The 12942-nt window shown below is 58.7% G+C and carries 12 protein-coding genes and 1 riboswitch; of the genes, 10 read left to right on the top strand and 2 right to left on the bottom strand.

The features are described 5' to 3' along the window. Positions 1-31: 31 nt before the first annotated feature. Positions 32-670 carry a sulfotransferase family protein gene (locus C1J05_RS13770; protein WP_114872321.1) on the bottom strand — a complete coding sequence of 213 codons (639 nt, stop codon included), beginning with the start codon at positions 668-670 and terminating at the stop codon, positions 32-34. Positions 671-857: 187 nt separating this feature from the next. Next, positions 858-1057, top strand: a riboswitch (cobalamin riboswitch). 107 nt (positions 1058-1164) lie between these two features. Here C1J05_RS13770 and C1J05_RS13765 point away from each other — a divergent pair. Continuing rightward, positions 1165-1443 carry a hypothetical protein gene (locus C1J05_RS13765; RefSeq protein WP_162798072.1) on the top strand — a complete coding sequence of 93 codons (279 nt, stop codon included), beginning with the start codon at positions 1165-1167 and terminating at the stop codon, positions 1441-1443. Between the two features lie 243 nt (positions 1444-1686). Here the strand turns inward: C1J05_RS13765 and C1J05_RS21510 are convergent, their stop codons facing one another. After that, a complete protein-coding gene (locus C1J05_RS21510; RefSeq protein ID WP_162798071.1) occupies positions 1687-1854 on the bottom strand; it encodes a hypothetical protein in 168 nt (55 codons plus the stop codon). Between the two features lie 224 nt (positions 1855-2078). On the opposite strand from C1J05_RS21510, the gene C1J05_RS13760 reads away from it, so the two are divergent. The 9 genes from C1J05_RS13760 (at position 2079) to murD (ending at position 12940) form a co-directional block, all read left to right on the top strand. Beyond that, on the top strand, positions 2079-3152 hold the full coding sequence (locus tag C1J05_RS13760) for an Mrp/NBP35 family ATP-binding protein (RefSeq protein ID WP_114870757.1): 1074 nt from the start codon (positions 2079-2081) through the stop codon (positions 3150-3152). A gap of 679 nt (positions 3153-3831) precedes the next feature. Next, positions 3832-4335: a division/cell wall cluster transcriptional repressor MraZ gene (mraZ, locus tag C1J05_RS13755; RefSeq protein WP_114870756.1), complete on the top strand. Its 504-nt coding sequence runs from the start codon at positions 3832-3834 to the stop codon at positions 4333-4335. A gap of 4 nt (positions 4336-4339) precedes the next feature. Then, entirely contained in the window at positions 4340-5341 is a 1002-nt protein-coding gene (gene rsmH / locus C1J05_RS13750) for a 16S rRNA (cytosine(1402)-N(4))-methyltransferase RsmH (protein WP_114870755.1), read from the top strand. 1 nt (position 5342) lies between these two features. Next, on the top strand, positions 5343-5687 hold the full coding sequence (ftsL, locus tag C1J05_RS13745) for a cell division protein FtsL (protein WP_114870754.1): 345 nt from the start codon (positions 5343-5345) through the stop codon (positions 5685-5687). Beyond that, positions 5684-7468: a peptidoglycan D,D-transpeptidase FtsI family protein gene (locus tag C1J05_RS13740; RefSeq protein ID WP_114870753.1), complete on the top strand. Its 1785-nt coding sequence runs from the start codon at positions 5684-5686 to the stop codon at positions 7466-7468. Before ftsL ends, C1J05_RS13740 begins: the two co-directional genes overlap by 4 nt. Before the next feature lie 26 nt (positions 7469-7494). Beyond that, the gene (locus C1J05_RS13735; protein WP_114870752.1) at positions 7495-8967 is read left to right on the top strand and encodes a UDP-N-acetylmuramoyl-L-alanyl-D-glutamate--2,6-diaminopimelate ligase; all 1473 of its coding nucleotides are present in this window, start codon (positions 7495-7497) and stop codon (positions 8965-8967) included. Then, complete coding sequence (locus C1J05_RS13730) at positions 8964-10412, top strand: UDP-N-acetylmuramoyl-tripeptide--D-alanyl-D-alanine ligase (protein WP_114870751.1); 1449 nt, start codon at positions 8964-8966, stop codon at positions 10410-10412. Before C1J05_RS13735 ends, C1J05_RS13730 begins: the two co-directional genes overlap by 4 nt. A gap of 11 nt (positions 10413-10423) precedes the next feature. Continuing rightward, a complete protein-coding gene (gene mraY, locus C1J05_RS13725; RefSeq protein ID WP_114870750.1) occupies positions 10424-11506 on the top strand; it encodes a phospho-N-acetylmuramoyl-pentapeptide-transferase in 1083 nt (360 codons plus the stop codon). A 36-nt stretch (positions 11507-11542) separates the two neighbouring features. After that, positions 11543-12940, top strand: coding sequence for a UDP-N-acetylmuramoyl-L-alanine--D-glutamate ligase (gene murD, locus C1J05_RS13720; RefSeq protein WP_114870749.1), 1398 nt, complete (start codon positions 11543-11545; stop codon positions 12938-12940). The last annotated feature ends 2 nt before the right edge of the window (positions 12941-12942 follow it).

Here is a 12942-nt window from a genome sequence, read left to right as displayed (position 1 = left end):
AGACACTTGCTGCCCGGCAATCAAACGGATGCTAGGTGTCGGGCTCTCCGCCCAGACGATCCCAGAAATCCGCGCGCACGTTCTGATGCGGAAACGGCGTGTCGGGAACCGGCACATCCAGAAACGCGCACAAAGGCTCCCAGCCTTCGGCGACATCAAAAACCAGCAAACGTTCCGGCGGGATAGCGGCCATTACGTCTTCTGTCCTCTGGCGGTAGGCGGCCAGTAACCCTTCCTGATCGTCAAGGCGGGTTTTGAATGTTTCGGTTGTGATCAGGTGAGATGTTGCATCCATCATATCTTTGATGTGGGGCGGCAATTCCATCGTCTGATAGGTGTACATCAGCTTGCCGATGGTGCGCGAAAAACTTTTGACCCAACTGGCTTCGGGGCGGCGCGTGTGCAGAACCTTGGCATCGGGAAAAGCCGTGGCCAGTTCCCGCCAGACATGCGCGCCGGGCCAATCCACCTGTGACGTATAACCGTGAAACACCGTATTCCAGTCAACCGGACGACCCGCTGCAATATCCTGCCAAAAGGCGACCTGCGGCGGGTTTTCGATCACTTCGTACATGTGATGGCAAGGGCCGAAGCCCAATTGTTCCAAGGCATCCTTGGCCGATTTGGTTCCTGTGCGGCCAAATCCGGAACCGATTACTTTGAGTGCCATCCTGAAATTCCTTTTTGAAAAAAGGGCCGCGGTGCGCCCCAGTGTTTCCAGTAAAACCACAAATGTCAGGGCTGTCCGGTAAGTTTTCAACTGTTTTCTACTTGCCAACGGATTGATCCGGTCACGCGCGGGTGACGGAAACGGGACAGGTGGCTTCGGTTTTGGCGTTGCGCCCCAGCGACGTGATGATAGCCTGTCGGTCCAAGGTGCCGCAGACAAAGCGGAGAATTGGGAAGCCGGTGCGAATCCGGCGCTGCCCCCGCAACGGTGAGGGCGGGATGAGACAGGCAAAAGCCACTGGGCCACTGAGGTCTGGGAAGGCGCCTGATCATGGCAGAAATGCCGCCCGCCCCAAGCCCGGAAACCAGCCTTGGATGTACGTCAAACCGCGGGTGGCGGTCTGGGCGGTGGTGCGCCCGGATAGGCGTGTCACGGTCCTTTCTTGCCCTTCGCATCCTAACAAAGGCCACGGGGCGTGGCAGAAAGGCAAGATCATGGGTTTCGCACGAATCCTGCAGGGGCTGGACACCATCACCGCGGAAGGCGCACGCGCCGAACAGGCCGCGCGTCTGGGCTTTCTTGAATGGGCGCTTGGCCTGGACAGGGGCGCAAAGGATGCCGCTTGCGCGGCTTTGGACGGGTTAAACTCGGGCCAGCGCCATAGTGTGGCAGCTGAAACCTTTGTGGGTTTCGTACGTACCGTGGCAACGACAGATGCCGCGCGCCCGTTACGGCGCGGCGGTGCATTTGCGCGCCGCAAAACGTTTCACTGACCTGATTTCAAAGAAAAAAGCGGCAGCACCAGGGAGGAGGAGAGGTGCTACCGCTCATTTCACGTACCAGCCCCAGGGAGGAGGAGAGGGACCGATACGATGCGGTGTCACACCCGAAGGTGCGCGAATAAAAGGTGCGGCGACATCAGGGAGGAGGTCGATGCCGCCGCCAATCACAGACCCTCCAGGGAGGAGGAGAGGAGAGCCTGATCTCAAAATTCGGGACCCGAAGGTCTTTGGTTGTTAGAGGTGTTGACCCCTGAAAATCAGCCCACCCAGACCCAACTGGGCCAATGCAATTGCTCCGATCGCCTGAACGTCCTGTGTCGTGCGGCGCAATTTGCGCTGCGACCACGGGGCGGCGCGCCAGAATGACCAGCCGGTCAGCGGAATGTAACGAACGTTTCTCATCTTGCACCTCTGTGCGGTGGCGGGTGTTTCATCTGTTGGGTTAAAGATAGGGAAATGCTGCACGTGCACAATGGTTTTTTGCCTCAATGCTGCTATGCAGCAATTGCATAGGCTGCACGCCCAGAATTGAGGCAGCGAAAAGCCCTGTTGCGCGTTTTGAAGGCACGCCTTGAGATTTCGCAAAAAGCTGCCACCTATTGCAGCAACAAGAGGAGAGATTGAGCATGGCCGTGACGAAGCAGATTATCGAAGACACTTTGGCACGCCTTGCCTTGCCCGACGGCGGCACCCTGATCAGCCGCGATATGATTCGTGCGCTGGCAATCGAAGGGGGAGCAGTGCGGTTTGTGATCGAGGCGCCAAGCCCCGAGATCGCGCAACAGATGGAACCCTTGCGCGCCGCCGCTGCCAAGCTGGTTGAAGACCTGGACGGAGTGACTTCTGTTTCCGTGTTACTGACGGCCCACGGACCAGCCCCCAAGGCCCCTGCCGCGCCCAGCCTGAAAATCGGCGGCCATCCCAAGCCGCAGGACGGACCGACCAAACCATCGGGTGTTGACCGGATACTGGCCATCGGTTCGGGCAAGGGCGGTGTCGGTAAATCAACCGTGTCCTCAAACCTTGCCGTGGCGCTGGCGCGGGCAGGGCGCAAGGTGGGGCTGCTGGATGCGGATATCTATGGCCCCAGCCAACCGCGCATGATGGGGGTCAACAAACGCCCCGCATCTCCGGATGGAAAGACTATTATCCCGTTGCATGCGCACGGCGTTACACTGATGTCGATCGGTTTCATGCTGGAAGAAGGCAAGGCCGTGGTCTGGCGTGGCCCCATGCTGATGGGAGCCTTGCAGCAAATGCTGGGTCAGGTCGAATGGGGCGAACTCGATGTGCTGATCGTCGATCTGCCGCCGGGAACGGGTGATGTTCAGCTGACATTGTGCACCAAATCGCAGGTTACGGGCGCGATTGTGGTCAGCACGCCGCAGGATGTGGCGTTGATTGATGCCCGTAAGGCGCTTGATATGTTTGATACTCTGAAAACGCCGGTTCTGGGCCTGATCGAGAATATGTCGATGTTTGTGTGTCCTGATTGTGGATCAGAGCATCGGATCTTCGGGCAGGGCGGCGTGGCAAGCGAGGCTGAAAGGCTGGGTGTTCCATTGCTGGGGGCATTGCCGATTGATCTGGAGACGCGTCTTGCCGGTGATGGTGGCACACCGATCGCAGCCGGTGACAGCGCGGCCGCGCAAGCCTATGCAAAGATCGCCGAAGGGCTGATCAAGGGCGGCATGGCCTGATTGCACTGAAACGGGGTACCCGCCGGCGTTCCAAATTTACGGGAATTGATGGGACGCAGTGCGCGCAACCGTTCTAAAAGCGCGAATCAATCAGTGATTCAGCTGAATTTCGTCAGGATTCGCGGGTAATTTCCTCTACGTTTGGTGGAACAAAGCAAAAACATCGACGGCAGCTCCAATTTTGATCGAAAAAAATGGGAATTTGTGGGAAGAATACGCGCTTTCGCATTATCTACCAGATATAGTGCTCAGAAATCCATAAATCGCAATTGAATGTGTCGAAAGGTCCAATTTTCGCACCATATCTTGTCTTTTCGGTGCGCTGAAAACAAGATTTAGCAGTGATTTCCCATAAAAAACTGTTGCCTCCCATGAATTCCCATCTTATCCATAATGCATGAGATGAGAACGAGACAGCAGGGGCGCTAAACGACCCCGAACACAAAAAACTCTAGCAGGTTTCATACAGGTACCTCGCTTTCATCTAATTGAAGATCCGGCGCGCGGGCGAGCAGACATCCCCCCAGGTGGCGCGCGCAGCTGGACATCCCGCGAAAGCGGACGAGGGCGGCAGGTTGATCAGTGGCAGCAGATCAACCTGCCGTTTCCACATTCTGGGGACGAAAATTCAGCGCTGTTTCAAGTTTTTTGGGGTGGCGTAATGTGAGGGACCAGTAAGTTGGGTCGCAGATTCAGAGGCGAAAGCCATCACAAGGTGGATGCGAAGGGCAGGGTGTCTATCCCGGCCTCGTTTCGTCGTGTGATCGAAGCGTCTGATCCGAACTGGACCGATGGTCTTAATCCCGAACTGGTGATCGTATACGGCGATCATCGTCGCAATTACCTGGAATGCTACACAATGGAGGCGATCGACGAGGTCGATGCCAAGATTGATGCGTTGCCGCGCGGCTCAATGGAGCGCAAGATGTTGCAGCGCCTGTTCCACGGACAGTCTTTTCCGACAAATATAGACGAGACCGGCCGTCTGGTTCTGCCCGCAAAACTGCGCCAGAAAATCGCGCTTGATGCAGAGGCATTTTTCATCGCGGCGGGCGATACGTTCCAGATCTGGAAGCCCGAGACCTACGAAACCGAAGAGTTGGCCAAAACCGAAGACTGGCTGGACGAATTGCCGGACGATTTCGATCCGCTGGTTTATCTGGATGGTCCAAAGGGGGATTAAGGTTATGGCTGCTGCGGCCCGCCCCGATCAGACTGCCCCGCACACCCCTGTTTTATTGCGCCCCTTGCTGGCGGCAGTCGCCCCGGTGACAGGAACCTGGCTTGACGGCACATTCGGCGCGGGTGGCTATACGAAAGGTTTGCTGGATGCAGGTGCCGCGCGTGTCATCGCGGTGGATCGTGACCCGCTGGCCTTTGAAATGGCGCAAAGCTGGGCCGCGGACTACAGCGGGCGCATCGTGATGCAGTTGGGTGTGTTTTCGCGCATGGACGAATATGCGACCGGCCTAGATGGCGTGGTGCTTGATCTGGGCGTGTCGTCAATGCAGCTTGATCAGGCTGATCGCGGGTTTTCGTTCATGAAGGATGGCCCGCTGGATATGCGGATGTCGCAAAGCGGGATATCTGCGGCCGATATCGTCAATACGGCCGACGCAGAAACGCTGGCAGATATTCTTTTTCATTACGGTGAAGAACGCGCCAGCCGCCGGATCGCGGCGGCCATTTTACGCGCCCGGGCCGAGGCGCCGATCACGACCACGCTGCGCCTTGCCGGAATAATCGAAAGCTGTCTGCCGCGCGCCAAACCGGGCCAGTCGCATACCGCGACACGCAGTTTTCAGGCGCTGCGCATCGCGGTAAATGATGAATATAAAGAGCTTTTTCAGGGGCTTATGGCCGCAGAGCGTGTATTGCGCCCCGGTGGGCAGTTGGCGGTTGTCAGTTTTCATTCCATCGAAGACCGGATGGTCAAACGGTTCTTGCAGGCGCGTTCCGGCGGGGGTGGCCGTGCAAACCGCTATGCGCCCGAAACAGTGGCTGATGCGCCTCATTTTACCCAGAAAACCCGCAAGGCCATTGGACCTGATGCGCAGGAACTGGCGGAAAATCCGCGCGCGCGTTCTGCGAAATTGCGTGTTGCTGTCCGTACTGATGTGCCGTCAGACAGCGGGACGCAACCGGATGAAAAATCAATTGGCATGCCGATGTTAAAGGATACGAAGTAAGATGCGCAGTTTCATGTTTTTGCTGACAGCGATGGCGGTGATCGCGATGGCGTTCTGGGCTTATCGCGAAAATTATTCGACGCAGCGTGCGCTCAGCGAAACCACCCGTTTGCATAAGGAAATCGGTGAAACCCGCGCGCGGCTGGCTGTGCTGCGCGCCGAATGGGCCTATCTGAACCGGCCCGACAGGCTGCGCGAGTTGACGGAAATCAACTTTGACCGTCTGGGCCTGCTGCCGCTGCGGCCAGACCAGTTTGGCAAGGTTGATCAGGTTGGCTATCCGATGCCCGAAGCATTGCCGATCAGCAATGCGATCGACGTGGCAAATACGGAGGAGACACAGTGATCCGTACGCCGCTTCGTCCGCTTGCCCGTATCCTGGAGGCCCGCAAAAAGGGGGAAAACCCCGACGCGATCGAGCGCGAGAATATTCGCATTCGCCACGAACAGATACGTGACAAGGCGCGCGCCCGTGCCGAAGGGCGGCTTCTTGTGCTTGGTGTGTTCTTTTTCTGCGCATTTGCCGTTGTCGGTGCGCGTATGGGGATGCTGGCCACCAGCGACCCCACCGAACCTCTTGCCAGCGCAACCGGCGCTGCCATCAACGCAAGCCGCGCCGATATCGTAGACCGGCATGGCCGCATTCTGGCGACGAATTTCGATACCTATTCGCTTTACGCCCAACCGCCGCACATGGTGGACAAGGTTGCGGCCGCCGATGCGCTTGTCGCCATTTTCCCCGATCTGGATCGTGAACGGCTTAAGCGCCAGTTCACCGGAAACCGCAAATTTGTCTGGATCAAGCGCAAGATCAGTCCGGAACAAAAACAGGCGGTTCATGATATCGGCGATCCCGGCCTGTTATTCGGCCCGCGCGAGATGCGGCTTTATCCCAATGGCAAGCTGGCAGCGCATGTGCTGGGCGGTGCGTCTTTCGGAAAAGAGGGTGTCAATGCAGCCGAAGTGATCGGCGTGGCCGGTGTCGAGAAATATTTTGACAGCTATTTGCGCGATCCGGCCCGGCAGGGCGCACCGCTGGAACTGTCGCTGGATCTGACCATTCAGGCGGCATCCGAACGGGTGTTGTACGGCGGCATGAAATTGATGAATGCCAAGGGCGCAACCTCCATCCTGATGGATGTGCACACAGGCGAAGTGATTTCGGTTGTATCGCTGCCCAGCTTTGATCCCAACGACCGGCCAAGACCGCCGACATCGGGTGACCCGTCCGACAGCCCGCTGTTCAACCGTGCGGTGCAGGGTGTCTATGAACTGGGATCGGTGTTCAAGATTTTCACCACTGCGCAGGCGATGGATCTGGGGCTGGTCAATCCGGCGACGATCATCGACATTCGTGGGCCGCTGCAATGGGGCAAGTTCCGAATTCGGGATTTTCGCAATTACGGCAAGGAATTGTCGGTCACGAACATTATCGTCAAATCGTCCAACATCGGCACTGCCCGTCTGGCACAGCAGATCGGTGCAGGCCGGCAGCGCGAATTCATGCAGTCGCTTGGCATGCTGGAGGCAACACCGTTCGAAATCGTCGAAGCGCAGGGCGGCCAGCCTCTGTTGCCAAAGAACTGGTCTGAACTGAGCACGATGACCATATCCTACGGTCATGGCCTGAGCACGAGCCCGATGCATCTGGCGGCGGGATATGCGGCCATCGCAAATGGCGGACATTACGTGAAACCGACGATCCTTAAACAAAGTGGTCCGGTTTCGGGGCCACGCGTGATTTCCGAACAGTCCGCCGCCGCATCGCGCATGATGCTGCGTCAGGTTGTAACCGAAGGCACCGCCAGTTTCGGCGAAGTGCCGGGCTATGCGGTTGGTGGGAAAACCGGCACTGCGGACAAGCCGAAGGCGCGCGGTGGCGGCTATTATGAAAACAAGGTGATCGCGACATTCGCCAGCATCTTTCCCGCGCACGATCCGAAATACGTCCTGATTGTTACGCTGGATGAACCGTCTGAAAATTCCGGCGATGAACCACGCCGCACCGCAGGCTGGACAGCGGTGCCTGTCGCGGCGGAAATGATTGGTCGCATTGCCCCGCTTTTGGGCTTGCGACCCAATATTGAACCCGGGAAGCTGGCTGGTATAACGCTGACATCGAATTAGGGAAGACCGCTTTGGGGGCAGGGCCGATGAGCAAAACACTGGCTGCGTTGGGCCTGACAGCACCCGGAGGACGGGATGTTGCAATCACCGGATTGAGCGTCGACAGCCGCGATGTGAAGCCGGGCCATCTGTTTGCAGCACTTCCCGGTTCAAAAATGCATGGCGGGGAATTCATTCAATATGCCTTGCGAATGGATGCGGCCGCGATCCTGACGGATCCCGAAGGGGCTGCGATTGCCAAGAACGAACTGGATGCATCTGATGCGATTCTGATCGTAACGGAAGACCCGCGCCAAACGCTTGCCTATGCCGCCGCCCTGTGGTTCGGCGCACAACCTGCGACAATGGTTGCGGTGACAGGAACGAATGGCAAGACATCCGTGGCCAGTTTCGTGCGCCAGATCTGGGTGGAAATGGGATACAGCGCCGTCAATCTGGGGACGACCGGTGTCGAGGGAAGCTGGACCGCGCCTTTGGCGCACACAACGCCCGAACCGATCACCTTGCACCGCGCGCTGGCCGAGGCGGCGAAAAACGGTGTCACACATGCAGCAATGGAGGCGTCAAGCCACGGGCTGGATCAGCGCCGGCTTGACGGGGTTCATCTGCGAGCGGCCGGATTTTCCAATTTTTCGCAGGATCATCTGGATTACCACAACACGTTCGAAGAATATTTCGCCGCCAAGGCGGGCCTGTTCCGCCGCGTGTTGCCCGAAGACGGCAGCGCCGTGATCAATATCGATGATCCCAAGGGCGTTGATATGCTGGCGATTGCAACAGCGCGTGGTCACGATGTGATCAGTGTGGGGCGCGATGGCGGTGATATTCACATTCAGGGCCAGCGGTTTGATGCGACAGGGCAGGATGTCCGGTTTTCCTATCAGGACAAGGTGCATCAGATCAGGCTGAACCTGATCGGCGGCTTTCAGGCCGACAACGTGATGCTGGCGGCGGGCCTTGTGATGGCGTGCGGCGAAGAGCCAGCGCGTGTGTTTGAAACACTCGAACATCTGGTCACGGTGCGCGGGCGCATGCAGCTTGTGGCGACGCGTGACAATGGCGCGTCTGTCTTTGTCGATTTTGCACATACGCCCGATGCGATTTCCACGGCGCTTCAGGCGTTGCGCCCGCATGTGCTGGGACGTCTGATTGCGATTGTCGGGGCGGGCGGGGATCGTGATGCAACCAAGCGCCCGTTGATGGGGCGGGCGGCGTCGGAACACGCCGATCTGGTGATTGTGACAGATGACAATCCGCGCAGCGAAGACCCCGAGATTATCCGTTCCGAGGTTTTGCTGGGCGCGCCGGACGCAACCGAAATCGGTGATCGTGCCGAAGCGATCCTGCGCGGGGTCGATGCGCTGGGGCCGGGCGATGCGCTGCTGATCTGTGGCAAGGGGCATGAAACCGGACAGATCGTCGGGGATGACGTTCTGCCTTTTGATGATGCCGAACAGGCCAGCGTCGCTGTGGCTGCTTTGGACGGGCGGCTGGCATGACGCTTTGGACCGCGCAGCAGGCAGAGGATGCAACGGGTGGAACATCCACAGCCGATTGGTCCACGTCGGGTGTGTCCATCGATACCCGCAGTTTACAGCCCGGTGATTTGTTTGTGGCCTTGCAGGCTGCGCGCGACGGGCATGAATTTGTAGCGCAGGCGTTCGAACGTGGCGCTGCGGCGGCCCTTGTCAGCCATGTGCCGGACGGTGTGCGCCCGGATGCGCCATTGCTGATCGTGCCGGACGTGTTGCAGGCACTGGTTGCACTGGGGCAGGCAGCGCGCGCGCGCACCAAGGCCCGCGTTGTGGCGATCACCGGATCGGTTGGCAAAACATCGACCAAGGAGATGGTGCGGGCCATGCTGGCAAGTCAGGGTAAGGTTCATGCCGCCGAGGCCAGTTACAACAATCACTGGGGCGTGCCGCTGACGCTGGCGCGGATGCCGCAGGACAGTGATTTTGCCGTGATCGAAATTGGAATGAACCATCCCGGCGAGATTGCTCCGCTGGCGCGTATGGCGCGACCGGATGTGGCGCTGATTACCACAATTGCCGCTGCCCATCTGGAAGCGTTCGACAATATTGACGGGATTGCCCACGAAAAGGCCGCGATCATGGACGGATTGGGCGAAGGGGGCATCGCGGTCTTGAACGCTGATGTGGAGCAGATCCCGATCCTGCGTGAAAAGGCGGTGAACGTTGGTGCGCAAATCATTGAATTTGGTGAAAAAGCATCTGATTACCATCTGGACGACGTGATCCTGAGCAATGAAACAACCGTGGTCAAAGCCACCGCTTTTGGCGTGCCTGTGCTGTTCCGTATCCAGACAGCCGGGCGTCATTTTGCAATGAACGGGCTGGGCGCTTTGGCGGCGGCACAGGCATTGGGGGCCGATCTGGCGATGTCGGCGCAGGGTTTGGGGCGCTGGCATCCCTATAAGGGGCGCGGCGCACGGGAAAAGATCGTTCTGGATCCTGTCGAAACGGATCAGGTACTGGACCTGCTGGACGATTCATACAATGCCAATCCAACCTCACTGGCCGCAGCACTTGAAGTGCTGGCGGTTGCGCAAGTGCATAACGGGTTGGGCCGCGTGGCCCAGGGGCGGCGCATTGCCTTTCTGGGCGACATGAAGGAACTGGGCTCAAACGAGGCGGAGTTGCACCGCGATATCGCCACCCTGCCAGCGCTGTCGCAGATTGACCGCGTGCACTGCATCGGCCCCTTGATGAAGCATCTTTATGCGGCCTTGCCCGATCACCAGCGCGGTGTCTGGGTGGAAACCAGTCGGGCGCTGCTGGACGATGGCCTGCGCCGTCATCTGGACAGCGGCGATGTTGTGCTGGCCAAGGGGTCATTAAGCATGAAACTGGGCCTGATCGTTGACGCCATCCGAAAAATGGGCCATGCGCTCCCACAGGACGAGACACAAGATGATGAGTAGGGACCGCTGAAATGCTCTATTGGTTGACCGCACTTTCAGACGGGGGGGATGTGTTCAACCTGTTCCGGTACATCACATTCCGTGCAGGGGGCGCGTTTCTGACGGCGCTGGTATTCGGTTTCCTGTTCGGAAAACCGCTTATTTCCGTGTTGCGGCGCAGACAGGGCAAAGGCCAGCCCATCCGCGATGACGGGCCAGAGGGCCATTTCATCAAGGCCGGAACCCCCACTATGGGCGGGTTGCTGATCGTTGGCGCGCTGCTGACATCCACGCTGCTTTGGGCGCGTCTGGACAATCCCTACATCTGGATGGTGTTGTTCGTGACAATGTCTTTTGCCGCCATCGGGTTTGCCGATGATTATGCCAAGGTGTCAAAGCAGACCACCGGTGGCGTATCGGGGCGCGTGCGTATGGTTCTGGGCCTGCTGATTGCGGCCATTGCGGGCTTTTGGGCGGCGCAGTACCATCCCGAAGGGCTGCAAAACCAGTTGGCGCTGCCTGTCTTCAAGGACACGCTGATCAATCTGGGGTTCCTGTTCGTGCCGTTTGCCATTCTTGTCATTGTCGGGGCGGCCAACGCGGTGAACCTGACAGACGGTCTGGACGGGCTGGCGATCATGCCGGTGATGATCGCCTCGGGCACGCTGGGGATCATCGCCTATGCCGTTGGTCGTGTCGACTTTACCGAATATCTGGATGTGCATTATGTGCCGGGAACGGGTGAAATCCTGATCTTTACGGCGGGTCTTTTTGGCGGCGGACTTGGCTTTCTTTGGTACAATGCGCCCCCTGCGGCCGTGTTCATGGGCGATACCGGATCGCTGGCGCTGGGCGGCGCGCTGGGTGCGATTGCGGTTGCCACGAAACACGAACTGGTGCTGGCTATCGTAGGTGGCCTGTTCGTGGTCGAGGCGCTGTCGGTGATCATTCAGGTGCTGTATTTCAAGCGCACCGGTAAACGTGTCTTCCTGATGGCGCCGATCCACCACCACTATGAAAAAAAGGGATGGGCGGAACCGCAGATCGTGATCCGTTTCTGGATTATTTCCCTGATCCTCGCCATGATCGGGCTTGCCACACTGAAAGTCCGGTAGGGGGTTGGGCATGCGTATGCGTTTGAGACAAAACCAATGATCGCAACCCAGGGATTTGCCGGAAAAACTGTGGCTGTTCTGGGGTTGGGGCGCTCTGGTCTGAGTGCCGCGCTGTCTTTGCGGGCGGGCGGGGCGCATGCGATCTGCTGGGATGACAATGCCGATGCCCGCGCAAAGGCGCAAGCAGAAGGGTTGGATATCGTCGATTTGCGTAACCAGGGCGCTTTTGATGACGCAGCGGCGCTGATCGTGTCCCCCGGAATTGCGCATCTTTATCCGGCACCGCACCCTGTTGTGGTCCTTGCGCAGGCGGCGGGCGTGCCGGTTGACAACGATATCGGTCTGTTCTTCCGCTCGTTCGCGACATCGGACTGGGACAGTTTCGATACCGCCCCGCGGGTGATCGCGGTGACGGGATCAAACGGAAAATCCACGACATCGGCCTTGATTCATCACATTCTGACCCATGTCGGGCGCCCTGCCCAACTGGCCGGAAATATCGGGCGCGGGGTGCTGGATATCGATCCCGCAATCGATGGTGAGGTAGTTGTTCTGGAACTGTCCAGTTACCAGACGGAACTGGCCCGCGCGCTGACGCCCGACATTGCTGTTTTTACCAACCTGTCCCCTGATCATCTGGATCGTCATGCGGGATTGGGCGGATACTTTGCCGCCAAACGCCGCCTGTTTGCAGAAGGCGGGCCGGATCGTGCCGTTATCGGTGTCGATGAACCGGAAGGGCAGTATCTTGCCGGGCAACTGTCCGAAGGGCCGGGGGATGATCGGGTGATCCGGATATCGTCCGGGCAAAAACTGTCCGGGCCGGGCTGGCATGTCTTCGCGCGCAAGGGGTTCCTCTCAGAGCATCGCAACGGGCGGCAGGTTGGTTCTGTCGATCTGCGCGGTATCGCCGGATTGCCCGGCGCGCATAATCATCAGAACGCCTGTGCTGCCTATGCCGCCTGCCGCACACTTGGATTTGCGCCCAAAGTGATCGAAGCGGCCTTTCACAGCTTTGCGGGGCTGCCGCACCGCAGCCAGATCATTGCGCAGGCGGATGGTGTGACCTTTGTGAATGACAGCAAGGCCACCAATGTCGACAGTGCCGCCAAAGCGCTAAGCGCCTTTCAGAACATTCGCTGGATTTGCGGCGGTCTGGAAAAAGAAGGCGGGCTGGACGGGTTGAAGAATGCGACCAGCCAAGTCGCCAAAGCCTATGTGATCGGGCGCGAGGCGGCGGCCTTCGCGATGCAACTGAACGTTGAAGCCGAGGTGTGCAATACGATGGATATCGCAGTGGCCCGCGCGATTGACGATGCACAAGAGGGCGAAACCGTGTTGCTGGCCCCTGCGGCGGCAAGTTTCGATCAATATGACAGTTTCGAGCGGCGCGGAGAGGATTTTATCGCGCAGGTCAAGGCAAGGCTGGGGTGATC

The organism is Sulfitobacter sp. JL08, assembly GCF_003352045.1.
Lineage (GTDB): Bacteria > Pseudomonadota > Alphaproteobacteria > Rhodobacterales > Rhodobacteraceae > JL08.
Note: the sequence above shows the minus strand (reverse complement) of the source record. Positions and strands in the feature narration are given on the sequence as shown.

What these genes read in the sequence shown, in the direction of transcription:
- C1J05_RS13770 (WP_114872321.1), bottom strand. Translation starts at nt 670, where the DNA reads ATGGCACTCAAAGTAATCGGTTCCGGATTTGGCCGCACAGGAACCAAA.
- C1J05_RS13765 (WP_162798072.1), top strand. Translation starts at nt 1,165, where the DNA reads ATGGGTTTCGCACGAATCCTGCAGGGGCTGGACACCATCACCGCGGAA.
- C1J05_RS21510 (WP_162798071.1), bottom strand. Translation starts at nt 1,854, where the DNA reads ATGAGAAACGTTCGTTACATTCCGCTGACCGGCTGGTCATTCTGGCGC.
- C1J05_RS13760 (WP_114870757.1), top strand. Translation starts at nt 2,079, where the DNA reads ATGGCCGTGACGAAGCAGATTATCGAAGACACTTTGGCACGCCTTGCC.
- rsmH (WP_114870755.1), top strand. Translation starts at nt 4,340, where the DNA reads ATGGCTGCTGCGGCCCGCCCCGATCAGACTGCCCCGCACACCCCTGTT.
- ftsL (WP_114870754.1), top strand. Translation starts at nt 5,343, where the DNA reads ATGCGCAGTTTCATGTTTTTGCTGACAGCGATGGCGGTGATCGCGATG.
- C1J05_RS13735 (WP_114870752.1), top strand. Translation starts at nt 7,495, where the DNA reads ATGAGCAAAACACTGGCTGCGTTGGGCCTGACAGCACCCGGAGGACGG.
- C1J05_RS13730 (WP_114870751.1), top strand. Translation starts at nt 8,964, where the DNA reads ATGACGCTTTGGACCGCGCAGCAGGCAGAGGATGCAACGGGTGGAACA.
- mraY (WP_114870750.1), top strand. Translation starts at nt 10,424, where the DNA reads ATGCTCTATTGGTTGACCGCACTTTCAGACGGGGGGGATGTGTTCAAC.
- murD (WP_114870749.1), top strand. Translation starts at nt 11,543, where the DNA reads ATGATCGCAACCCAGGGATTTGCCGGAAAAACTGTGGCTGTTCTGGGG.